This window comes from Anaeromassilibacillus sp. Marseille-P3371, from assembly GCF_900169665.1.
GTDB lineage: Bacteria > Bacillota > Clostridia > Oscillospirales > Acutalibacteraceae > Anaeromassilibacillus.
Window position 1 is genome coordinate 3100031 of record NZ_LT835157.1, and the last position, 23310, is coordinate 3123340.

19 protein-coding genes are annotated in these 23310 nt (G+C 48.5%); 12 read left to right on the top strand and 7 right to left on the bottom strand.

Going from position 1 to position 23310, the window contains the following annotated elements; genetic code table 11:
• Nucleotide 1: 1 nt before the first annotated feature.
• The 4 genes from B9Y59_RS13100 to B9Y59_RS13115 are packed head-to-tail and all read right to left on the bottom strand — an operon-like array spanning nt 2 to nt 3690.
• On the bottom strand, nt 2-970 hold the full coding sequence (locus B9Y59_RS13100) for a hypothetical protein (protein ID WP_085534004.1): 969 nt from the start codon (nt 968-970) through the stop codon (nt 2-4).
• Nucleotides 970-2118 (bottom strand): phage portal family protein, encoded by a 1149-nt coding sequence (locus B9Y59_RS13105; protein WP_085534006.1) that lies wholly within the window; start codon nt 2116-2118, stop codon nt 970-972. The genes B9Y59_RS13100 and B9Y59_RS13105 overlap by 1 nt, the downstream gene beginning before the upstream one ends.
• A gap of 5 nt (nt 2119-2123) precedes the next feature.
• Nucleotides 2124-3374 carry a PBSX family phage terminase large subunit gene (locus B9Y59_RS13110; RefSeq protein WP_054323214.1) on the bottom strand — a complete coding sequence of 417 codons (1251 nt, stop codon included), beginning with the start codon at nt 3372-3374 and terminating at the stop codon, nt 2124-2126.
• On the bottom strand, nt 3364-3690 hold the full coding sequence (locus B9Y59_RS13115) for a hypothetical protein (protein ID WP_054323215.1): 327 nt from the start codon (nt 3688-3690) through the stop codon (nt 3364-3366). Before B9Y59_RS13115 ends, B9Y59_RS13110 begins: the two co-directional genes overlap by 11 nt.
• 287 nt (nt 3691-3977) lie before the next feature.
• On the opposite strand from B9Y59_RS13115, the gene B9Y59_RS13120 reads away from it, so the two are divergent.
• Entirely contained in the window at nt 3978-4853 is an 876-nt protein-coding gene (locus B9Y59_RS13120; protein WP_085534008.1) for a DegV family protein, read from the top strand.
• 369 nt (nt 4854-5222) lie between these two features.
• Here B9Y59_RS13120 and B9Y59_RS13125 read toward each other — a convergent pair whose 3' ends face one another.
• On the bottom strand, nt 5223-6572 hold the full coding sequence (locus tag B9Y59_RS13125; RefSeq protein ID WP_054323217.1) for an MATE family efflux transporter: 1350 nt from the start codon (nt 6570-6572) through the stop codon (nt 5223-5225).
• A 154-nt stretch (nt 6573-6726) separates the two neighbouring features.
• On the opposite strand from B9Y59_RS13125, the gene B9Y59_RS13130 reads away from it, so the two are divergent.
• The 11 genes from B9Y59_RS13130 (at nt 6727) to B9Y59_RS13180 (ending at nt 19103) form a co-directional block, all read left to right on the top strand.
• On the top strand, nt 6727-7185 hold the full coding sequence (locus B9Y59_RS13130) for an Lrp/AsnC family transcriptional regulator (protein ID WP_085534010.1): 459 nt from the start codon (nt 6727-6729) through the stop codon (nt 7183-7185).
• A 444-nt stretch (nt 7186-7629) separates the two neighbouring features.
• A complete protein-coding gene (locus tag B9Y59_RS13135) occupies nt 7630-8331 on the top strand; it encodes a sugar transferase (RefSeq protein WP_085534012.1) in 702 nt (233 codons plus the stop codon).
• Nucleotides 8332-8753: 422 nt separating this feature from the next.
• Nucleotides 8754-9938: a CDP-glycerol glycerophosphotransferase family protein gene (locus B9Y59_RS13140; RefSeq protein WP_158089036.1), complete on the top strand. Its 1185-nt coding sequence runs from the start codon at nt 8754-8756 to the stop codon at nt 9936-9938.
• A gap of 53 nt (nt 9939-9991) precedes the next feature.
• Nucleotides 9992-11146 (top strand): glycosyltransferase family 2 protein, encoded by a 1155-nt coding sequence (locus B9Y59_RS13145; protein WP_158089037.1) that lies wholly within the window; start codon nt 9992-9994, stop codon nt 11144-11146.
• Nucleotides 11112-12122, top strand: a complete 1011-nt coding sequence (locus B9Y59_RS13150) for a glycosyltransferase family 2 protein (RefSeq protein ID WP_158089038.1) — start codon at nt 11112-11114, stop codon at nt 12120-12122. Before B9Y59_RS13145 ends, B9Y59_RS13150 begins: the two co-directional genes overlap by 35 nt.
• Nucleotides 12123-12138: 16 nt before the next feature.
• Nucleotides 12139-13698 (top strand): lipopolysaccharide biosynthesis protein, encoded by a 1560-nt coding sequence (locus tag B9Y59_RS13155; protein ID WP_085534019.1) that lies wholly within the window; start codon nt 12139-12141, stop codon nt 13696-13698.
• The gene (locus tag B9Y59_RS13160) at nt 13673-14998 is read left to right on the top strand and encodes an O-antigen ligase family protein (protein ID WP_143255318.1); all 1326 of its coding nucleotides are present in this window, start codon (nt 13673-13675) and stop codon (nt 14996-14998) included. Before B9Y59_RS13155 ends, B9Y59_RS13160 begins: the two co-directional genes overlap by 26 nt.
• A complete protein-coding gene (locus B9Y59_RS13165; protein WP_085534024.1) occupies nt 14964-15779 on the top strand; it encodes a glycosyltransferase family 2 protein in 816 nt (271 codons plus the stop codon). The genes B9Y59_RS13160 and B9Y59_RS13165 overlap by 35 nt, the downstream gene beginning before the upstream one ends.
• A gap of 13 nt (nt 15780-15792) precedes the next feature.
• Nucleotides 15793-16626, top strand: a complete 834-nt coding sequence (locus B9Y59_RS13170) for a glycosyltransferase family A protein (RefSeq protein WP_085534026.1) — start codon at nt 15793-15795, stop codon at nt 16624-16626.
• On the top strand, nt 16595-17779 hold the full coding sequence (locus B9Y59_RS13175) for a glycosyltransferase (protein WP_085534028.1): 1185 nt from the start codon (nt 16595-16597) through the stop codon (nt 17777-17779). The genes B9Y59_RS13170 and B9Y59_RS13175 overlap by 32 nt, the downstream gene beginning before the upstream one ends.
• 13 nt (nt 17780-17792) lie before the next feature.
• Entirely contained in the window at nt 17793-19103 is a 1311-nt protein-coding gene (locus tag B9Y59_RS13180) for a UDP-glucose dehydrogenase family protein (RefSeq protein WP_085534030.1), read from the top strand.
• A gap of 464 nt (nt 19104-19567) precedes the next feature.
• Here the strand turns inward: B9Y59_RS13180 and B9Y59_RS13185 are convergent, their stop codons facing one another.
• Together B9Y59_RS13185 and B9Y59_RS13190 are read right to left on the bottom strand one after the other, a co-directional pair.
• Complete coding sequence (locus B9Y59_RS13185; protein ID WP_085534033.1) at nt 19568-21769, bottom strand: S1C family serine protease; 2202 nt, start codon at nt 21767-21769, stop codon at nt 19568-19570.
• Entirely contained in the window at nt 21766-23277 is a 1512-nt protein-coding gene (locus tag B9Y59_RS13190) for a sensor histidine kinase (RefSeq protein ID WP_054323232.1), read from the bottom strand. Before B9Y59_RS13190 ends, B9Y59_RS13185 begins: the two co-directional genes overlap by 4 nt.
• Between the last annotated feature and the right edge of the window lie 33 nt (nt 23278-23310).

Consider the following 23310-nt stretch of genomic DNA (forward strand, 5'->3'; position numbering starts at 1 on the left):
CTTAAATCTCAAAGTCGCGGTATTCCTCCACATCACGCTTTTCCATGGGAGCCAGTTGTGGCGTTAATGGGAGCACCTGTTCGGCGCGCTTGTGAAACGCCTTCTCAAATTCCCGCAGGTCCTCCAAACCCATCGTCCGTGCTGTGCGTTCCATCACCTCCATCGGAACTTCTGGCGATACAATCCCGCACAACCGCACCAAGCTTTTTTCAAGCTCCTTGCGGTACTGCCGGCCACACGCCGCTTGTTCCCGCAAATCGGCAAACTCTTTGGCAAGCTGCCGGCGTTCTTCCGGGTTCAGCAATAGTTCCCCCTCGCCTGAAAGACTTTTCCAGACTTCCTCCATATTCCAATCCTCCTTCTCTGAAAAATTTTTGATAACCCCTGCTTCCCGCTGAGCAGGAACCGCTACAAACGACCACTCATAGGCGTCGGTCGGTTCTTCCAAAACCGTGCAGCACAGTACACCATGGTAGGTACGTCCTTTTACATGGTCGCAGCCGCCCGTCCGGCGATCTGCCCCACAGATAGAACAGCTTCTCTTCGCAACGGAACAGCCGACACTGACTTCTTTTTTAATCCCGCTGTCCAGTTCCAGAATGAATGTCTCATTTTTTTGAGAGCGCGGTAAATATGCGCGTGCAACCAGACGATGGTACGCCTCCCCTGTTTTGGTAACACGTCCGGGCAATTGCTCCACTTGGCAGGCATAGATGCGTGCGGCCTGGTTTTGTACCTGTGGATTGTGGTCAAAAATTCCGGTCTTTCCCAAAAAGAGCTCTCCCAGCCGATGCAACGCCTCAATGGTGAAGCGTTCTCCATCCCGATCAACCTCATTGTCACATAGGACAACTGAAAACGTGTAGAGTTCCCCTTCCTGGAAAGGGCGCCGCGTGTATTGGTTGATCTGTTCCAACTCTTCGGTCGTCAATGATGCCTTTTTTCGCAGAATATAACCAGCTCCCTTCATTAGACAGCCTCCTTCTGTTTGCAGGTTTCTTCGATCTGAGCCGCCTGGGCATTCATCAGGCGGGCGTCCGCCAAATCCACCGCATCCTGCAAGGTAATCGTATCCCATTCAATGGTAAACTTGGGTTCCAACCCATGTAGCCGCATCCAAAGCGCACAGATCTTCTCAATCACCGGATTCAGTAACCGTCGGTAGGCCTCCAACTCACTGGTGAGAATGTCGGCCTGTTGACTGGACATTCTCTCCGTAGAGGACCACGATAATCCCAGTAAAAACGGCGGGATTCCCATCTTGGCCACAATTTCCTCCAACATTTGGCGCACCGGAACATTGCTATCCAAAATTTGGTTGTCCGCACCGATGGCTTTAATCGTTACATCTCCCACCGCAACAAAGTCACTCACACAATCTTTGCGCATGGCGCGACTCCATTCCTGTGCAATTTGTTTTGCCCGGTCCTTGGCAAACGCGCGGTCCGTCGCGTCATTCGACGGCTTATAGGTTACTGCAAAGCGCACATCCCCCAATCGTTCCCAATTGGTTCCAATGGTCCGGTAAATCTGCATCAGGACGCCACTCACAAATGGCAGCCCATGCAGCAAGGAAACGCCTTTGGCACAGCCGGGCGGGGGATTTAAGGCGGAGGCAACGACCAGCTCTGGATACCGCACCGGTACGCTTTGACCCGCCTCCCGGCGGCAAACGGTCAGGGACAGTGGCGCACACTCCCTCAGTTCCACATCATCCAAAGATGCGTTATAAAGCGCGCCAATCTCCCCGGAAGTGGTCAATACAATCTCTCCGATTGCATTTCCAAAGGTCAACAATTGGGAAAGGTAACTGTTTAAAAAACTTTGAATTCCACATTCCAATGCATTTACTTTTACATTTTGTAGAAACTGATTGATTTGATACGAATTGTTTTTATCATTACAAAGGATTTCAAAACTTCCAACTAAACGGAGAATCTTGTCGATTGCCGCATCTATGATGGGAATATTTTCCCGCAACGCCGCGTATAACCGCCGTTCTCCCGTCCCTGCTGGTGCACAGCTGGCAAAGTGGGCAAAAGGTTCCTCCCACGCTGTCTGTACCGCCAGGACTTCCGGTTTTTTGGCCTGTTTTTCGCCTTTTTTTCTCCACTTCATGGCTTTTACTCCTCCCGGCGCTCTACACTGACGGCGCAAAAATCGTCCGTATCTCGACATAGAGATGACACAAAATAGCGGATATCGTCCATCGCATGGTCGTTTTCCTTGAGTGGTATATCCTTACCCACCGTATCCGCCCAACGATAGAGTCCGAACTCTCGAATGGTGTCCGCACAATTCATACAAATTTTGATGTCCCCCTGTTTGAGCGCCACACTGACGCGCCGTATTCCATCCAAGACCTCATTTTCTGCGGGAATGATCCGGTACTTTCCGTGCCTTCGAACGGTTTCCATAAAACTGGCTGCTGAAGGATCAACCACCACGCTTTCAATTCGCCGTTCCCCACATAGTTTTGTGAGCGCTATGTAATGCTCTTCATCTGTGCGCTGTAAACCTTCCCGGCGAGAATCGTAATAATACTCGTCAATGCGATACCACACGCCGTGGGATCTCCCCCATAATCCAAAAGAGGCTGGATTTACAGTCCCATAGTCGCAGGAAACCCGGAATTCTTCTAATTCTGCCGGTACATCACAGAGCATTGCTCTGGTCAAAAATGGATACACCAGTCCTTGTGCCGCCACCCATCGTCCTTGGATAAACCGTTCATAAAACGCTCCAGAGTAGAGCTGTTCATACCGTGCGATGATCTCCGGTTGAAGTGCCGGATTATCCGACATGGTGAAGTGCAGATACAGGGCGTTCTTCTGTTTCGCCTTGAGAATCCATTCCAAATAGAACCAATGCTGCGGATTCTCCGGGTTGCAGTTAAACCAAAACTTCGAGCCTTTCGTTGAGCAGCGGGCCAACGCCTGTTCTACAAAGGAGCGCGGCATCAATGCCACTTCATCCAATAGGACTCCAGCAAGTGTCATTCCTTGGATCAACGCCGCAGAGCTCTCATCCTTTCCACCAAAAAAGTAAAATCGGTTCTTATGACCGGCATAGGAGAGTTCCATCCAATTTTCGCTTCGGCAGACTGAACAGCCAAAACCGGCCTGTTGTAAAGCGGGCAATAGTGTAGCAAGCAGATTCCTCTTGAGAGAGCGGATGGTTCTGCCGCAAAAGGCAAAGGCCTGTCCATGAAAAGACCGGCTCGCCCAAGCCGCAAAGCCGATTCCCAAACAGAGGGTCTTTCCGCTGCGCACTGCTCCATCGCAAATGATGGCATCCCGTCCCGCATCCGGGCTTCCAGGGTACCACCAGCACATTGCATGCAACTGTTTTGGCGAAAATGGCTCAAGTTTCATCGGATTCCTCCTTTTTGAGCGCCCGCGCACCGGCTTCTAACGCTTCAAATAGGCTTGGTTGTCCTGTTTCTGCTTCCAAGCGCTCCAGGCACTCCAATGCTTTGATACGGTCGAAAAACTTGATCTCCATTCCGCCGCCTCTCGGCCTGCGGATTTCCGCCACATTGTAGAGGTCGAGCCCTTCCAGATCTTCGGGTTTGGGGTCTTCCGAGAAAAGGAGCCGCACGGCGTCTTCTATTCCACCAAACGCCAATGTTTCATAACCTTTTTTGACCCGTCGGGTCCGATTCCGTCGGGTTTTCGTTTTATGTTCCAAGGCAAACCTCCTTTCATATATCCTGGAAAGTCTCCTTTGATTTTGCCTGAAGAAGCAAATTAATCGAAAAATAGTTCGAACAAACAAGCAGGACAAATCTTTTCACGGATTTGTCCTGCTTGTTACGTCTCATATTTTCATCTAAATGGATCTCATATAGTTTTAAATATTATTATATGTCATATTTAATACAAAATCTCTTTTTATTTCTTAAGAATATTTTTATATTTTATTTTCTATGGTAAACTAAAAAAGACGATTGCCAACCCACATAAGGAGGCTCTTCAATGAACACATTTGCCATTGTAACCGATTCTTCCTGCGATCTTCCCGAGTCGCTCGCTCGAGAGATCGATCTCACGGTTCTTCCCCTCGCTTTTGTGATGAATGGAAGAGAATATTACAACTATCTGGATGAACGAGAAATTTTGCTGCATGATTTCTATGAGGCACTACGTGTTGGGCAGCCCTGTACCACCTCCGCGGTCAATGTGGATGCCTTTGTTTCCGCAATGGAGCCACTCCTCAAGCAGGGAAGAGATGTCCTTTGTATCGCCTTCTCTTCCGGCCTCAGTAACACTTATAACGCTGCTGCACTAGCCGTAGAAGAACTGGCGCAAAAGTATCCGGAACGTAAGATCTACGCAGTGGATTCGCTTTGTGCCTCGCTGGGCCAGGGACTATTGATCTATCTGGCAGCGCAGGAGCGCTCCAAAGGAAAACCCATTGAAGAGGTGCGCGATTGGGTAGAAAAGGAAAAATATCATCTCTGTCATTGGTTCACCGTAGAAGACTTGCAATTTCTAAAGCGAGGCGGCCGGGTATCCGCCGCTACCGCATTGGTCGGCACCATGCTGAGTATCAAGCCTGTGATGCATATGGATAACGCCGGCCATCTCATAAACATCAGTAAAGCGCGCGGAAGGAAGGCTTCTTTGCGTGCACTCGTCGATCGCATGGAACAACTGGCAATTCAGCCAGAGGAACAGACCGTCTTTATCAGCCATGGCGATTCTTTGGAAGACGCTCAGTTTGTGGCGAACGAGGTTCAAAGCCGCTTAGGTGTCCAAAAACCTATCACAATCAACTATGTCGGCCCTGTCATCGGTGCACATTCTGGTCCGGGAACAATTGCACTGTTTTTCCTCGGCAAAGAGCGCTGATCGGGCATCCCCATTGCCGTCGTTTTTGAACAGGATTCTCCCTTCATCCATCTATTAAAAAGCCGCCTGCAAATTTAGCAGGCGGCTTTTTAAATCTCTCAGGATCTATCCTCTATGACAATTCATTCCCGTTTTAATTCTCCTGGTCATTTCGCTTTTGATTTGTCTCTTTTTGCGTATCGGTCTGCACAACGCAGCGGATTCCATATGAACCCCTCAAAAATAACCTCATGCCATAACAAAGCGTTTACGATTCTTTGAGGCCTACCGGAATAAAAACAACGTTTTCTTCCATTCAGTCAGGCAACAAGAAAACATCGTTTTGATGCGATTCCATGGGATGGGACGGCCGCACTGGTTCGCTTCTTCTTACAGACATTGTGGGGTTCTCAGCGGCAGATTGCGCATCTTTCGATAAACCGCAATTCCTACGAGATCCGCCAACAGCCAGCCGATAGGCACAGAAATCCAAATCCCTGTCACGCCGATCCACGGAATACTGGACAACCAATATGCCAGTGCCACCCTCGTCCCAAGCGAAATCACGGTCAGGATGACCGACATCCCCGGCCGATTCATGGCACGATAAAATCCATACAGTAGGAAGAGCAAACCGATGCCAAAATAAAAAGAGGCCTCAATACGCAGGTATTCAACACCCACCCGGATGATCTCTGTCTCCGATGGATGGATAAACAACTCCATCAACGGGCGGGCAAAAACACATACCAATGTACTTACAAGTACGCAAAAAGCAAAGGCAGAAAACACCGCGCTCTTGATTCCCTTGCGGATACGTTCCTGTTGGTTTGCACCATAATTTTGTGCAACAAAGGTAGAAAATGCGTTGCCAAAATCTTGGACCGGCATATACGCAAAGGAGTCAATTTTGACTGCTGCTGCAAATGCAGCCATCACCACTGTTCCAAAACGGTTAATCAATCCCTGAACCATCAGGATTCCAAAATTCATGATGGATTGTTGGATACAGGTCAGCAGAGAAAGGCTGGTAATTTCCTTTAGAATCCCAGCATCCCACCGCATGTGCCGTCTTGCAATCCGCAGACTCGGAAAACGTTTCCATGTATAAATCAAAATCCCTATTCCTGAGACAAATTGGGAAAAAACGGTGGCAATGGCTGCCCCACGTACACCCCAGTGGAAAAACAGGACAAATGCCAAATCCAGGACAATATTCAAAATCGCTGAAATTCCCAAAAAGACCAACGGCACTACGGAGTTTCCAACTGCACGAAGAAGGTTCGCAAAATAATTGTAGAGAAAGGTTGCCGCAATCCCCCAGAAGATCACCCACAGGTACTCTTTCATCAGGCCCGTGATTTCCCGAGGAACCTGAAGAATCCAAACAATCCCGTCCAATCCCCAAAATACAGCGATATTTAAAATCAACGTAATCCCCGCGATTAGTCCAAAGGATAAAAACATACTGCATTTTAAGTGTTCAAAATCTTTTTTCCCATATTGGATGGAAAAAGCTGCGCCACTTCCCATACAAAGTCCCAATAGGATGGAAGTGAGAAAAACCATCAAAGTATAGGAAGACCCAACAGCAGCTAATGCGTCCGCTCCCAGGAATTGTCCGACAATCCATGTGTCCGCCACATTGTAAAACTGCTGTAAAAGGTTGCCGACCATCAGTGGAAATGCAAACTTTAATAGGTTTCCCGTGATGTTTCCCGTTGTCAAATCCCGCTGCATGTTTCTCTCCCCTGTTACGTTACGAAATATAAACACATCTTTTTGTAATATATATTAACAAAATAATTTCTATTCGTCAATGAACACTTTCTATTTGATGTGCAAAAAAAGTGTGTTATAATCTCTTTAATCACATAGCAAAGGGATGAATGATATGTTTCTCGACGGTTTAGATCTCTTGGACCAAAAGATACTGGCTTTGCTCATTCAAAATGCACGTTACTCCTATTCTGAACTTGGCGAAAAAGTGGGTCTTTCCCGTGTGGCTGTGAGAACGCGCATAGAAGCGCTTGAAAAGCGTGGCGTGATCGAAGAATACACTACGATTATTAACCCGCAAAAAATCAACGGTGCAGTTTCTTGCTATTTTGAGATTGAAACAGAGCCATCGCACCTTCCGGAAGTGGTCAACCGGCTTTATCAAAGCGATACCGTGACGCAAATTTACCGCATGACCGGCAACAGCAGCCTACACGTCCATGCGGTTGCCCCTTCCCAAGAGGCCTTGGAAACCTTTATTCAGGAGGAGCTTGACTGTCTTCCCGGCATTCGACAGATCAACAGCCATGTCATCCTCTCCCGCATCAAGGATGTAAAAGGCCTCCGCCTATGACCCCTAGAAAGGGCGGCTCTGCCGCCATTCTTTTCAATAGGATCGAATCCCACGGCGGGATTGTTATTTCGAAAAAGGACACGACCCAATGGTTTTAAATGCCATGGAACGTGTCCTTTTGATATAACCATCAACAAAGTGAATTTCGTAATCTCTCTTGATATAGAGGCAATAAAGCCGGACCGCCAATGAAAACAAAGAATCCTCCCCGCCCACTCCTTATAAGACCATCCTCATTCAGTCATATGAAAAGGGGAACCGCTTCAAAAATCTCAAAATAGCAGGTGAAAGATTCTGAATTTTTTTTATTTTTTATCTGTAGCTACAGTAAAATAAAGTAATCGACAAATAATTTTCCTTTTCAATTCCGTTGTTTCGATGGAATCCAAGTCATGGGAAATCTATAAAAGGATACCATAATGGATACGGGGAGGCCCACATGCGATGGTAAGTGTGAACAAGACAGTACCTCATTCCATGCGTACAAAAACAGATCGGCGGGCAGACTGTTTTCCCATCGAAGAGCCTCCATCCCTTCATACCCTCACCTCAATATGGTTGGATACGTTTTCTCCATCCCGCTGGACCATGTTTGTTAAACGCTCTGCGGACATCTTCTTTTCCCTGTTTGGATTGATCCTCTGTGCACCCGTGTTATTGCTTTGTGCGGTCGTCATTCGTTTGGACTCCCCTGGGCCGGTTTTTTACCGTCAAGAGCGGTTGACACGCAATGAACAACCCTTTCAGATCTATAAATTTCGGACAATGATCCATGAGGCGGAAAAGGATACCGGTTGCATTTTGGCATCTGTAGACGACCCTCGTATCACCCATGTGGGGAAACTTCTGCGTGCAGTACATTTGGACGAGCTTCCACAGTTGTTCAATGTTTTAAAGGGGGAGATGTCCCTTGTAGGCCCCCGTCCGGAAAGGCCCCATTTTGTAAAGGAATACAAAAAAACTGTGAATCAATATCAGAGGCGGTTTTCCGTGCGAGCTGGAATGACTGGTGTTGCCCAGGTATATGGCCATTACTACACAAACGCGGCCGATAAGACCTTTTACGATTTATGGTACTTGAATCATTTCTCTATATGGCAGGACATTGCACTGATTGGGATGACGGCCAAACGTTTATTGGGATAGCATGGATCATTCCACCCATTTTAAAAATTGCCGCGCGTGTGTTCTCTTTCTTTGGAGAGACACAAGACGGCATCTATTCTCGTCTTTAAAAACATCGATGCCGTCGCAGGTTGTTCGCATCCCTCGTATGAAAAAAGTTCGCAACCAAGTCTCATCTTTTTCGCTACTGATGGAATCGATTGGGCAACATAAGCTCTCCGCCCTCTGGTAGGGGGCTCAACTTGTCAAAATCAAATGCTGCAACGAGGGATGAGAGCACGGCGGACCGTCTTCCTGGCGAATCTATAAGCCCAAAGGAATAAAGGCCAAACAGTGCCATTCTGATGATCGTTTCGTCTTGCCATGAAGAGAAAACCGGACTGGCTGCCGTTTTTCTGTCCAAATTTTTTGTGAGATGGCCCGATGGGAAGGATGGTTTTCATTTGTTGAGACGTTTGTTCCGATGGCTCGGCTATGCCGGCTATCTCCTCTGCTGTATTCTGGCGTTCTGCCTCTATCCGCTTGTGCGCCATTTGCCCCCTTACAAGGGGCTCTGGCTCTTCGCAGAGCGCGGAAACGACGCGCAAGACAATGCCTTCCATCTTTTTCAATTTGTCCGAAAAACTGCGCCTTATTTATCAGCCGCCTATCTCATAGATCGAAAGTCCCCTGACTTTGTACGTGTAGCCAGGCTGGGGCGAACCATTCAACCGGGGAGCTTCTCCCATTATCTCGCATTTGTCTGTGCAGACGTAAAAATAAGTACCCATATTATGGGCTATTCCCCCAATCCTTACTTGTTCACAAAGCTCAAATTTGACCGTATGTTGCCTGGCAAAAAAGTGTTTTTGCAACACGGAATCCTTTATAATTCCATTTCATCTCTAAGCGCAGAACGTATCCACGTAGATCTGTTTGTTTGCAGCGTTCCAAAGGAATATCATGAACTCTTAACGCTCTATCATCACCCGAAAAGAGTTGTTCAACCACTCGGCCTGTGCCGCTATGACCGGTTATTTCAAGCGCATTCCGAAAAGAGACAGATTCTAGTCATGCCGACTTGGCGCCTTTTCTTGCGCAATTGTTCCAACCGTACCTTCCAAGATAGCGGCTATTTTCAAAGTTTCCATTGTTTGCTCTGTCATCGAAAACTTCATGCGCTGTTAGAACAATACGATTATGAACTCGTATTCCAATTGCATCCGGAGATGCAGCATTTCACACCCTGTTTTACAAACAGTCACCCGCGAATACATATCCCGACTGCCCCACCGGATACGCAGTCTCTCCTAATGGAATCAAAACTTCTGATTACCGATTATTCCAGTGTGTTTTTTGACTTCTCGTATCTGAAAAAGCCACTGATCTACTTTCAATTTGATTCGGAGGATTTTTTCTCCGCACAGTACCGTCCGGGATATTTTGAATTTGAAAAAGACGGATTTGGACCAGTCTGCCGGAAGGTGGATGAAGTTTTAAATGCCCTGCAAACGTATCTGGCAGGGAACATGCAGCTCCCCAGCCTGTACAAAAAGCGCGTGGATACCTTTTTCCCTCCCCCGCGCACGGACCACTGTGCGCAGACCTTTTCAGCCATACAGGACCTTCTTTCAGATTCTGGCAAATGATAAACCGCACCGCGAACCGAGGCCGATTGTAAAGTGCAAAGGAGATGCATTTCATGTCTCCATCGATCAGCATAGGGGTGGCTGTGTACAATGTAAAAGCGTACCTATCCGCCTGTCTTGACAGTATCCTGCGGCATACATCGGAGGAAATCGAAGCGCTCGTCGTAGACGACGCCTCTTGTGATGGCTCTGGCGGTCTTTGCGACAGCTATGCAAAAAGATCCCCTTTTATCCGCGTCATACATTTTCCATATAATTGTGGAATTTGTGCGGTGCGCAATACGATTCTCCGGGAGGCAACTGGGAAATGGTTGTTTTTCGTCGATGGCGACGACCTTCTGCCGGAGGAATTTTCTTCCGTTGCAAAGTCTCTTCTTCATCTCCCCTACGATCTGATCTTTTTTGATTACATAAGTTGTCAGGAACAGGTCTTTCGGCACACCGCCTCCATCGGGCAGCCCGTCATCGAGCTCTCCCCACAGGTTTTAGAGGCCTATTGTATCTCTTGCGCCACCGGCGCCCCTTGCCGACTGGCAGACGCCCGCCTCCATTCGGTACGCTACACATCTGTCTGGGCCGAAGCCTACCGCCGGGCTTTCCTGCTGGAACAAAACCTGTGGTTTCCGGAGAAACAGGAAAAGTCGCAGGATGTCCTTTTTAATACACTTGTTTACCACGCCTGCCGTTCCGCCGCATATATCCCTGTTGTCATGTACGGTTACCGCAAACATCCAAACTCGGTCTGCAACCGGTATCATTCGGATTTCCTTCCGGGAATGGAGCAACTGATGGAGCGCAATCTTGCTCACATTACCGAATTCTTTCCAGGGCGGGAAGACCTTTTGGACGACTTTCTCCACTACCGTGTAGCTGGAATCCTGCTGGATACAATGCGGCTCTCTATCTTTCACCCTGACAACCCCATGAGGTATCACCAACGCCGCCAAGCGTTCCACGCGCTGCTGGAATATCCACGTTTTTCCGAATGCCTTGCAAACTTGGATTTGACATGTTATTGGTTGGAACGTCAGTTTCTTTTAAACTGTGCGCGGAAAAGAAGATTTTTTCTCTTGACGCTTGCTTATCGGTATCCGTGGATTTTAAAAGGATATGGTGGGATCATGCACCGAAAAAAGTATTGGAAAGCAAAATGGATGTGGGGATACCATGCAAATGAAACTGGTCAGTATTATCGTCCCCATCTATAACATGGAGACATTCGTTTCCCGCGGGTTACAATGCCTGAAAGCGCAAACCTATCCAAACTTGGAAATTCTTCTGATCGACGACGGCTCGACCGATGGAAGCGGTATCGCCTGCGACCGGGAGGCGCAGATGGACCGGCGTATTCGGGTATACCATACGGCGAACCGCGGGGCCGGACCGGCCCGCAACCTTGGAATTCAAGAGGCGGCCGGAACATACCTCCATTTTTTCGATGTGGACGATTTCCTTTATCCAAACGCCATCACGCTTCTTGTGGAAGCCGCGGAAAAAACCGGGGTTGACTTGGTGGTGGGCGGATTTTCTGTGGACGATCACAACCGGAATCAACGTTGGGTCCCCAAAGCAGACCACCAGTATCGGACCGGCGAACAAGTTCGCCGCCATTTTTATCCGTATATGTGGATGTTTGGGGAATGGGGAATCCTCCAGTCGGTATGTTTTAAACTTTTTCGTACCGCGACTGTCCGAAAACACGCTGTATCCTTTCCCGATCTCCGCCGCAACCAGGACGAGGTTTTTCTGGTAGAATTCGTTCACATCATGAAGGACGTGTATTTCATCCCCGATATTTTATACCGTTATTTTGCCAACGACCATGCGCGTCTTTTTCGTAAGGTCCCATACGATTATTTTCCCATCGTCCAACAGGCCACACGGCGAATCATGGAATTGGTCCTAAGCTGGAATCCGAAAAACCGCGCGGTGCGGGACAAGCTTCTACAGGACTATTACTATAAAACGTTTCAGAGCATCTGGTTTCTTTTCAATCCATATAGAAAACGTTCCCACCGGCAACGTTATCGGAGGATGGTCGAAATCGTAGAGTCCTTCCTCGCGGCTCTTCCCGACCGCAGTTTTGGCGAAAACGCGGCGGTCTACCGGTACATGTGTAACCGCCAGTACCTCCGCCTTTATCTGCGGATGTGGTATTTCACCTGGAAACACCGAAACGACTGAAAAGGGAGGGGGACACTTGCGCACAAGGGCTACTGCCAAGAATGTTCTGTGGGGCCTTTTCCAACAGGCGGTTCTGTGTTTCCTGGGTTTTTTCTCACGCCGCGTGATGCTGAACACCATTGGAACCACAGGGGTCGGTCTGAACGCCCTGTTGACAAACGTTTTATCTGCCCTCACCCTTGCGGAGATGGGGATTGGGACCGTGATTGTTTATCACCTGTACCGGCCGTTGGCTCAAGGAGACAAACGGGAAGTCTGCCGCCTGATACAATTCTACCGAACGACTTATCGCAAAGTCGCTGGTGCGATCACTGGACTTGGATTATTAGCAATTCCATTTCTACCGTCCCTCACGAAGGGGGTATCCTATAGCCGGCTCTATGTAGCAGCGGTGTTTCTGCTCTTTCTTGCACAGATGGTTTGTTCGTATTTCTTTTCTTACCAGCGTTCCCTGTTGTCTGCGGATCAAAAGCAGTATATCGTCTCCATTGTGGATCTACTTTTCCGGGGGTGCTCCACCATCGGCGGAGTCCTTGTATTGCTCCTGACGCATGAATTGCTTGTTTATCTCGTTTTTCGGTTCTTCACAAGCCTTTTCAACCATCTGGCCCTTTCCAAACAAGTAAACCGGCTGTATCCTTACCTAAAACAAGCAAAAGAGCCGCTTTCTCCCGAAAGGAAAAAATTGCTCTTTTTCGATGTGCGCGACCGGTTCGCCGGCAAACTTTCCTGGACGCTCACCAGTTGTATGGACAACCTTTTCATATCGCTTTTGGTAGGGACTGTCCAAGTCGGCCTATATTCCAACTATACCATCGTGTTCCATACTTTGACCAATGGAGTGAACCAAATTTCCGCTGCCATGAGCGGCAGCATTGGAAATCTGTTGGCGACCGGCAGCAAAGAACAGGTGGATTCTACCTTACAGAAGCTTTTATTCGCGATGTATTGGATTGCCACCTTTTGCAGTACCTGCCTGTTTTGCTTGATCGATCCATTTATCTCTTTCCTCTTCGGGCCTGCGATGGTCCTAGACCGGCCCATCGTGGAGGTTTGCATCCTCAACTTCTTTTTGATGACCATGCGGATTCCCCTTTGGAATATGGTCGGCGCCTCGGGGCTCTTCAAAAAGGATAAGTATATTTCCCTCTTTGGGGCATTCGTCAACCTCATCGTGTCGTTTATACTCGGAATCCACTTTGGCATGTTAGGAATTTTCATCGGCACCACTTGTACCTACGCCACTCAGTTTCTTTTAAAGACCATTTTATTCTACCATTGTTTTCTTCAAAGGTCCTGTGCAACATTTCTTAAAAAAATTGGACTTTATCTCTTTCTTTCACTGGCAATTGCCGGGACTGCACACAGAATCTGCATATGGATTTCTACAGGAACAGCGCTCCTGGACTTTGTTCTTCAGGGATTGGCCTCTGCTGCCTTCCCTCTGGCCATCAACACTGTGCTGTTTTTTCACACAGACTCCTTTCATTCGCTTTGCCAGTCCTTTGTGAAACTCCTACATCATACAAATCACGCCGGTCAAAAGGGCGGTGAGCCATCTGAATCCATCATCTAAACAGCCCTATAGGGAACCATCCAATCCACCAATCAAACCGGAGCAAATTCGTTTTGACGCCTGGTTGATCTGCTTTTATTATCTTTGCATGCCGCTCACCTTTATCACGGTTGTCCCAGGCATATCTGCGCTAAAGGTTGTGACTGTCCCACTCTCCGCATTTTTTCTGTTTAGCCTGTTCTTCTCGAAGGAACGGGCGATTTCTTTCAATAGTGGACATCTGTGTTACGCACTTCATCTTCTCTATATGACCAGCACGCTGTTTTTCTATCGCAATTTAGAGAGTATTACTGTGGTCAGGGATGTCGCGTTTGCTCTGTTTTTCACCCTCTTGGCAACTTGCCGCGTGTACAACCGACTGGAGCGCCGCCTCCTATCCCACACATGGCTGCTCGTGGGGCTGATCTGCATGTTCCTCTGTTTTTTCAGTAAGCAGACCCTTTACGAAGGCCGGACCGCTATTGTCATTTTTGACTCAGAGGAAGATCCCAATTTCTTTTGTATGTATTTTATCTTTCCTATGTTGTTCGCCCTAGAGGCATGGATGCAAGGCCGCCACCGCCTCCATTGGCCGCTCCTGTACTGTATCCTGCTCTTCTATGCCGTTCTTCGGACTGGTTCACGGGGCGGCCTCGTCGCACTCGTATCCGGTGCATTTGCCTATATTCTTGTAGCCGTCCGGAAATCCCCTGTAAAGCGAAACATTCTCCCCGCTGTGCTCTTGGTGGGGATCGTGGTATGGACCATTTCTATATGGTTTCTTCCAGAAGCACTGCGCAGCCGCTATCATTGGGCGCAGATTCTAGCGGATCAAGGGAGCGGCCGTTTTTCCATCTGGTCGTATCTTCTCGGCCAGATTTGCACCAATGTGTCTGCCTTGGTCCATGGCTTTGGCATTTGTTCCACGGCCGGACGATTGACTGCTGCGGGATTTCTAAATACTTACGCCCACAACCAATGGATTCAAACCTTATTTGACCAGGGATTGCTCGGCCTATTCTTCTATGCGGCTTTGATGGGCGCCTGTCTGTTCCGAAATGTACGAAAGCAACCCTTGTTTGCCTGTGGGTTGATTGCCACGCTTGTATGTTCGTTTTCCCTCAGTTTTTATACAAACAAGCCGTATTTAAATGTTTTTATGATGTGTTGCATGACCTTTTCGGAAACCTCACCCATGCGTGCCAACAAAACCACATGCCCGCCTCATCTAAAACATACGCATCCCCAAACCAGACCATCCGATTTTCAGAGGGAGGAAAACGATCATGAAAAAGGTCTCCATCATTGTCCCCGTGTATAATGAAGAGGCTACGATCGTCCGATGTATCGATAGCTTGTTGGCGCAAACATACTCTCTTCTGGAAATCCTTGTCATTGACGACGGTTCCTGTGACAAAACGCGTATCCTTCTGGAACAATATGGCGGGCAGATCGTGCTTCTCTCCCAGCAACATCGCGGTGTTGCATCCGCCCGAAATGCGGGCTTGTTGCGAGCAACGGGCGACTTTATACTGTTCGTCGATGGGGATGACTATTTAGAACCAGACTGCGTGGAACAGGTCCTTCAAAAGCAGCAAAAAAGTGGTGCGGACATCGTCCGGTTCTCTTACCGCCTGCTTTATCCAGATGGACACATCGAAGAACCCCTCTCTTATTTTCAGGAAGAACAACTCATTTTAAAAGGCGCATTCTGCAAAAACATTTATCCGTATTTCTTGTCATCCATTCGGTTCAACTCGGTTTGGGCAACCCTATACAAGCGGGAACTGCTTGCTGGGGTGGTTTTCCCCGTACATATGAGGACCGCAGAGGATGCCGCTTTTTCTTTAGAGGCGTACACGCGGGCGCAAAGCGTCTTACTGGTCACAGACATTCACTATTTTTATATGCAGACTCCCACTGGGTTAAGCAAACAGGGACTCCATTTGCTCGAAAAAGTTTGGTGCAACCTGTGGCTTCTAAAATATATTTTGAACAACCTGGACGCTTGGGGAATGGACTCGCTTTTCAACCGTCTAAAAGTCTATATTCGTCCGTTATTGCTTCTCTTTTCCAAATGTAAGTCCAGACGGCGCAGATGAAATGGAGGAATCTATGCGGCTACAGGTTCTTGTTGTAACGCGCGGCCAAAACGATCATCGTTTGGTCTCCCAAATGAATCTTCAATGCGACGCCATTTTTGGAAATCAATGTGACCGCCATACATCCGAAATATTTTGCTACAATGGATACACCATCCGCTATGAATCCCGGGCCGAGTGCGGCGTTGGATTCAACCGAAACACGGTCTGGATGTACGCGGATGCGGACATCTGCCTATTTGCCGACGACGACGTCCGCTATTGGAATGGATATACAGAACGGGTTCTGGCAGAGTTTGTCCGTCATCCAGAGGCGGACGTCATTCTATTTAATTTTTACAGCACCAATCCAAAGCGGCAGGAATACCAGATTCCAAAATGGACGCGCGTCCACTGGTACAATGCCCTCCGCTATGGCACATACCGCATCGCTGTCCGCACAGCTCGTGTCCAACAAGTGCACCTTGCGTTCTCCCTTTTGTTCGGTGGAGGCGCCCGCTATGGCTCCGGGGAAGATACGATTTTTTTACACGACTGTTGCAAGCGCGGACTGCGGATTTATGCAAGTCCCCTCTTTCTCGGCGAAGTCTCCCATTTGACTTCCACATGGTTTGAAGGCTATACCCCTAAGTTCTTTCACGACAAAGGCGCGCTTCTTGCACATCTGTTTCCACGCCTGGCAAAGCCGTTCGGTTTCCTTCTTTTACTACGGCATCCAGAATTTCTAAGCAACGGCCTTGGCTTTCAAAAGGCTTACCAGTATCTGAATGAGGGCATTCAGGAATATCTTGGAAGGCCCTTAAAAGAGGTTTCCCATGAAAAAACGGCTGATCTTCGTCAACAATAATCTTCATAGCGGCGGTATTCAGCGGAGTCTATTGAATCTGCTCGCCAATCTCCAGGGACAGTGCCAGATCACTTTGTTGCTCATGTCCGACACGGGAGAATATCGAGAACAACTTCCTCCGGAAATTCAAGTATTGCACTGTCCTCCATTATTGCGTATACTTGGTATGAGCCAACGGGAACTCTGGCCTAAAGCAAAGGGACTCTACTTTCTGCGTTCCTTCTTGGTTGTTCTATGCCGGATCATTGGCAATTCTCTTCCGCTTCGCGTTTTGTCTTTCTTTCAAAAACAATTGGGGCCTTACGACATCGCCATATCCTGTATGCAAAGCGAGCGGCCTTCGATTTTATACGGTGGCGCCAATGAAATTGTCTTGTACCGTATTCAAGCGGAGAAAAAAATCGCCATGGTACATGCAGATATTTTACATTGTGGAAGCAATACTCCGGCGGTTCGAAAATTGTACGGCCAGTTCGATTCCATCCTCACCTGCTCCAAAGGATGCAGGGACCACTTCCTTTGTGCTTTTCCGGAACTGCGGGACCTCGTCCGTGTTGTACCAAACTTTCACGATTTTGTGGGAATCTCGTATTTTTCCAACCAGAATCCAATGGTATACCCCAGGGACAAAATCCATGTAATTACGGTCGCGCGGTTAAGCGGAGAGAAGGGGCTCGAGCGGGCACTCGAGGCTGTACAGGCATGTGTGGCGGCGGGTATCCCTATTTCCTATCAGATTGTTGGGGATGGACCCAAGCGGGCTGCTCTGCAAAAATATGCCGTAAAACTCGGTGTGTCTGCATGCGTGGCTTTCCATAGATTCCAGGAAAACCCTTACCGGTTTATGCGAAATGCAGATCTCTTTTTACTCCCCTCCTACCACGAAGCAGCCCCTCTTGTTTTTACGGAGGCAAAATATCTGGGACTTCCTATCTTGGCCACCCATACGTCGTCCGTGCGGGAATTGATACTGGAGGACCATGCAGGATGGGTCTGTGAAAATACCACGCAAGACATTGTCCATTGTTTAAAACAGGTTTGCAGCAATCCCAAGGTACTCAAAGAAAAGCGGGACTGGTTGTCCCGCCGGATGTACACCAACGAAGAAGCGGCAAAACAATGGAACAATTTACTCAACAATCAGGAACCTTGAAAGGCGGGATACGATGAAAATTGCAGTTGCCGGAACCGGTTATGTCGGTTTGGTGACCGGTGTTTGCCTAGCTGAGCACGGCCATACGGTTACGTGCGTCGATGTGGATGAACAGAAAATCGCCCAGATGCAGCGCGATATTTCTCCCATTTATGAAGATGGGCTTTCCGAACTGATGAAAAAGAACCATGACCGGCTTTTCTATACAACTGATTATAGAGCCGCCTATGCGGATAAAGATGTCATTATCATCGGTGTTGGCACACCGGAAAAAAAGGATGGCAGCGCCAATCTCTCCTATGTGTATGCAGTCGCAGGACAAATTGCAGAGAGCGTCACACAGGACTGTGTTGTTGTGGTAAAATCCACCGTCCCCATCGGAACAAACGATAAGGTAGAGGCCATCTTGAATGCCAAGAGCAAATCCTCCATCCGCATTCGTGTGGCATCCAATCCAGAATTTTTGGCCCAGGGAACTGCGGTGCACGACACATTGCACGCTTCGCGGATTGTCATTGGTGTGGAAGAGCGCGAAACCGGCGAACTCTTAAAAAAGATGTATCAGGACTTCGACGCCCCTATTCTGGTGACCAACCGCAAAAGCGCAGAAATGATTAAATATGCCTCCAACGATTTTTTAGCCTTAAAGATTTCCTACATCAATGAGATTGCACTTCTCTGTGAACTGGTAGGCGCCGACATTGACGATGTTACACGAGGAATGGGATTTGATCCCCGTATTGGAAATAAATTTTTACAGGCGGGTATTGGATACGGCGGCAGCTGTTTCCCAAAGGATACCAAAGCCCTGCATTGGCTTGCCAATTTTCATGACTACGAAATCAAGACCATCAAGGCGGCAATCGAAGTCAATGAAAATCAAAAGCTGAAGCCTATCAAGATTGCCCGAAAGTATTTTGACAGCTTAGAGGGTTTGACCATTGCCGTTTTGGGATTGACCTTCAAGCCGGGTACGGACGACCTTCGGGAAGCGCCGTCCCTTGTAAACATCCCGATTATGCTGGACGATGGGGCACATGTAAAGGCTTGGGACCCTGTTGGGACAGAAAATTTCAAAAAACGTTCTCTGGGCGACATCAAATATTGCGATACCATCGAGGAAACCTTGGATGGAGCAGACCTGTGTTTTATTTTCACAGAATGGCCTGAAGTAAAAAATTTGGACATCTCCTTGTTTTCCAAGAAAATGCGACAAGCGATTATCATCGATGGGCGCAATTGCTACGCACTTGACCGCATGGAGCAGCAGCCCGTAATTTATCACAGCATTGGCCGTAGAACCATTGTCAATCTTGAGCCATGATCCATAAAGCAATCCCATTGTGTCCGAAAGAAAGATCTCTGTATAGGTTATTGTATACTGCCTCGACCGGTTAGTCTTGCATGTATATTTTGAGCAAAGAACCCTTAACTGGTGGGTTGGCTTTGTCGGCAGTTGAAACATCCAACGAGTGTACCGCTACAAATGAAGCTTCCCATATTTGTTAATATCTTTTTATTATCATTATGTATAACAAGCAATTTGTCAAGCATCTAAAAGAAAAGGTATCCCCGACCGATTTTTCAATTTAGGCCGCAAGCCCAAAATATTTTTCATATAAAAGCCATTTTCCCCGTTCCAGCTCTTACATCCTCCACAGGATAAAGTAAAGGAACGCCTCCCCCCGCCCGTAGAGCGGTTGAAAAGCGTTCCCTTATCATTTTATTTCGTTTCAAAAATTCGATTGCCGCGGCCGCATACTCAAAAAGCTCTTTCCCTGTACCTTCTTACGGTGCCGCCGGTTGGCTCACGGTCTGCTGGGTTTCCCCTTTGTCCTCTAAGAGAGTGATGTTCACATCCCGGCTCTGTCCATTGCCCCCGTTCTGAGATGGCTGGTACAGCGTCACCGTAATCTCTTCTCCGGGTTTATGGCGGCCTAAAACAGCATACAGATCTTCCATATTCTCAATCGTATCGCCGTCTGCCTTCGTGATAATATCTCCCACAGCAGCTCCTACTGTCGCAAAACTGCTCTCTGGGTCAATCGCAATGATTCGGACACCACTGGGCAAACCAGCCAGCTGCGCTTGCATCCCCGCAACATTTCCAGCTGTAATGCCCAGACGCGCGCGGCCACTGACATAGCCACGGGAAATCAGGTCATCAATGATGGACTTCGCATGACTGACCGGTATTGCAAACCCCATGCCTTCATAACCAGTGGAAATAATTTTGTTGGAATTGATACCAATCACCTGGCCATACATATTGACCAGCGGGCCTCCGGAATTGCCGGGATTGATTGCAGCGTCTGTCTGAATATACGTCATGCCATTGTCACTGTTGGACTTCAGCGTGCGGTTCAAAGCGGAAATATACCCACCTGTCAGTGTACTGGCGAAATCCAAACCGCCTGGATTTCCAATTGCCAGCACCTCATCGCCAATTTCCATCTGATCAACATCACCAAATACTGCAGGTTTTAGACCATCCGCTTCAATTTTTAAGATGGCTAGATCGGAAGTTTTATCATACCCCACGACCACCGCATCATATTCCGTCTCATCCTCATGCAGAATGACCGAAACATTGTAATCTTTGGAATATTCCACCACATGCGCATTGGTAATGATATAACCACTCTTTGTCGCAACAATCCCAGAACCTTGGCTGAGCAGACCGGTCCCGTCGTCCGCAGAGGTTTCTACGCCGACTACACTCTCTACAACCTGGCGATAGACCTCTTTCGCGCTCATCCCGTCTCCTTCTGGGCGGGGCTCAATCACCATGCCAGCATTGTCCGGATCTGTCGCATCGTTCTGCGGTGGAGTATTCTCGCCTCCCTCTGGGGAGGTTCCCTCCTCTGGCACAGGTTGACTATAAGATGGGCTTTCACTTTCTGCCGTTCCTCCCTGCTCCATCTGGCGCACGGCTGTATTAATACTCACTACGCAAAAAGCCACTAAAAAAAGACCTGTTAAAATGCCGAGAAACCACAGGAACGCTTTTAATCCACCACTCATCTTACGACGCGGTTCCTCGGGGTTCGATCCCGGCTGTCCTTCCTGGGGCGGCTGTGGCGGCATGGCCCCACCAACTGGCGGTTGGCCTGGCTGCTGCTGATAGTTCCAGTATGCTGGTTGTTGTGGATATGGCGGTTGGTACGGCGCCTGCGGATTCGGGTAGGAACCGTAGTAGGGTTGGGGTTGTCCATAGGGGACATTGGGCGCTACATAGGGGTTTTGGTACTGCCCGTATTGCTGATAGGGATTTGCATACGGCGGCATGGGATGTCCTTGCTGTGGGGGAACACCCGCCGGCCCTTGGTGCGAGCCAGCCGGCGCCTGTACCGGTTCATACGAATTCGGTGCGCCCTTGGAACGATCCCCCTCTTTTTCCAAATGAATTTTTGGCGGTATTTCCGTCCCATTGGAGGACTGTCCCTGTATCTTTTCCCGATCGGACGGTTCTTCCGGATTCATGGCAGGCGCGGAATCGTTCTTCCTGCTTGCCTGCGATTCTACCGTTTTGGTTTCATCGCGTCCCGTTTCCTCCCCCTGGAAAAGCGAAGAATCCTTTCCCATTGTCTGCCCGTCCGGAATTTCTTCCCCGAAATCTCTGGAATCTGTTCCGAATGCCGCTGCTTGGATCTCCGGTTTATCGGAAAAACCCGCAGGCAAATCCTCTACCGGGGCTATGTTTTGAGAAAAACGTTCCGGAATGGGCGTGTCCAAAACCGGCTCTTCCACCATTTCCTTTTCATCTGCCGGTGCTCCACTGTCTGGCAGCAGATCGGAGGAGGTTGTCTCTCGTGGCGTTTGGGCTATGTCCTCCCCAGATTGCTGAGCAGTTATTGCGGCAGGCTCTTCCCCTGAAAATTCCTTTGTTTTCATCGCTGGTTCTTCGGAGGTAGGGGATGACACAGGAACCTCTGACGTGGGAGGCTCAACACCCATTCCAGATTCCCGGTTCCAATCGGTATCGCTCATAATTTCTCCTCCTTTTTGTCCTTTGCAAGATCCTTTTCCTTTTTACCGGCTTTTAGCTTTGGCTCTTCATGCTTTGGAATCCAAAACTCAAATTGGCAGTATTCATTTTCAACGCTCTGCACAGTGATCTCTCCGCCGTGCAACTTAATAATCGTCCGCACAATATAAAGCCCCAATCCCATGCCATTTTTATCCTGGCTGCGGGATTTATCGGTTTTATAGAAGCGGTCAAAAATCAGCGCAATCTCATCCGCTGGGATGCCAGCGCCGCTGTTCTTAATTGCAACAGAGGTTCTATCCGGCAGGTCTTGAATCGTCAACTGAATATACCCGCCCTCATTGGTAAACTTTACGGCATTTTCAATTAAATTATATACAACCTGATGCAACATATCCGGATCGCCATCTACATAGAGGCTTTCCGCATTTTCCAATCCCAATACCTGTATCCTTTTTTGTTCGATGCTTTTTTCGAAGGAGAGCAACGCCACAAAAATAGTGTTGGTCAGGTCAAAACGAGCCATATGCAGCCGCAACTCACCGCTGTCAATCCGCGAAAGATCCAGCATGGTGCGCACCAAACGGGATAGTCGCTTGACCTCCTGGGAGACAATTTGTAAATAATGCGATTGTTTCTCAGGCGGGATCGTTCCATCCAAAATACCGTCGATAAAACCAGCGATCGTGGTCATGGGCGTTTTCAGCTCGTGGGAAACATTCGCAATAAAATTCCGGCGGACACTTTCGCTGCTGGCCAATGACGAAGCCATATTGTTGAAAGCCAGCGCCAGCTGGCCGACCTCATCCTGACTGGTCACCGGTACACGCACGCTAAAATTTCCCTCTCCAAAGCTTCTGGCTGCCAACGCCATATCGCGCAGGGGACGTACAAGTTTATAAGAAAACATCCAACTGATGCAAAACGCCACCAAAAAAGCGGCAACCGCTGCCAAAAGGAACATCTTCATCAGTTCGTTGCGGTATTCGTTAAAGGAACGGGCGCTACATGCTGTAAAAACCGCTCCAATGGTTGTACGCGTTCCATCCAAATTGGAAATCCGGATCGGTACCCCCACCACATAGTACGGCGAGTTATAAATACCATCCACGGTTCCTTGGCCACTGTAGGGACCCATCAAGGCTTTATCCATCGTTTTTCGGGTAAACGTCGTCTCGTTTACAGTACCGCCGCTGCCAAATGCGCTCAACACCCATTCCCCGGCCCGATTGGTTACGTAAATATCCGCATCCATATTCTCAGAAAATGCATTCATAAAGGACTGCATTCGTTCCGTATCCAAAAGGATATAATTATCCCCCTGCACGGGGGTCGCACTTGCAGCGGCAATCCCCGCTATGCTCTCTGCATTGCGCCGGAGCAGGTCCTGTTTTTCATCCTGCCAATAGGATTTGATAAATACCAACATCACCAAACCCAACAGGAAGAAGCTAATCAGGATGATCGCCAGCGTGACCCGCAAATATTTTTTAAACAGCGTTTTCTGCATGCTTCTTCGCTCCAAGTTCTTTCAGGGAACCCA

What these genes read in the sequence shown, in the direction of transcription:
- B9Y59_RS13100 (WP_085534004.1), bottom strand. Translation starts at nt 970, where the DNA reads ATGAAGGGAGCTGGTTATATTCTGCGAAAAAAGGCATCATTGACGACC.
- B9Y59_RS13105 (WP_085534006.1), bottom strand. Translation starts at nt 2,118, where the DNA reads ATGAAGTGGAGAAAAAAAGGCGAAAAACAGGCCAAAAAACCGGAAGTC.
- B9Y59_RS13110 (WP_054323214.1), bottom strand. Translation starts at nt 3,374, where the DNA reads ATGAAACTTGAGCCATTTTCGCCAAAACAGTTGCATGCAATGTGCTGG.
- B9Y59_RS13120 (WP_085534008.1), top strand. Translation starts at nt 3,978, where the DNA reads ATGAACACATTTGCCATTGTAACCGATTCTTCCTGCGATCTTCCCGAG.
- B9Y59_RS13125 (WP_054323217.1), bottom strand. Translation starts at nt 6,572, where the DNA reads ATGCAGCGGGATTTGACAACGGGAAACATCACGGGAAACCTATTAAAG.
- B9Y59_RS13130 (WP_085534010.1), top strand. Translation starts at nt 6,727, where the DNA reads ATGTTTCTCGACGGTTTAGATCTCTTGGACCAAAAGATACTGGCTTTG.
- B9Y59_RS13135 (WP_085534012.1), top strand. Translation starts at nt 7,630, where the DNA reads ATGGTAAGTGTGAACAAGACAGTACCTCATTCCATGCGTACAAAAACA.
- B9Y59_RS13145 (WP_158089037.1), top strand. Translation starts at nt 9,992, where the DNA reads ATGTCTCCATCGATCAGCATAGGGGTGGCTGTGTACAATGTAAAAGCG.
- B9Y59_RS13150 (WP_158089038.1), top strand. Translation starts at nt 11,112, where the DNA reads ATGAAACTGGTCAGTATTATCGTCCCCATCTATAACATGGAGACATTC.
- B9Y59_RS13165 (WP_085534024.1), top strand. Translation starts at nt 14,964, where the DNA reads ATGAAAAAGGTCTCCATCATTGTCCCCGTGTATAATGAAGAGGCTACG.
- B9Y59_RS13170 (WP_085534026.1), top strand. Translation starts at nt 15,793, where the DNA reads ATGCGGCTACAGGTTCTTGTTGTAACGCGCGGCCAAAACGATCATCGT.
- B9Y59_RS13175 (WP_085534028.1), top strand. Translation starts at nt 16,595, where the DNA reads ATGAAAAAACGGCTGATCTTCGTCAACAATAATCTTCATAGCGGCGGT.
- B9Y59_RS13180 (WP_085534030.1), top strand. Translation starts at nt 17,793, where the DNA reads ATGAAAATTGCAGTTGCCGGAACCGGTTATGTCGGTTTGGTGACCGGT.
- B9Y59_RS13185 (WP_085534033.1), bottom strand. Translation starts at nt 21,769, where the DNA reads ATGAGCGATACCGATTGGAACCGGGAATCTGGAATGGGTGTTGAGCCT.
- B9Y59_RS13190 (WP_054323232.1), bottom strand. Translation starts at nt 23,277, where the DNA reads ATGCAGAAAACGCTGTTTAAAAAATATTTGCGGGTCACGCTGGCGATC.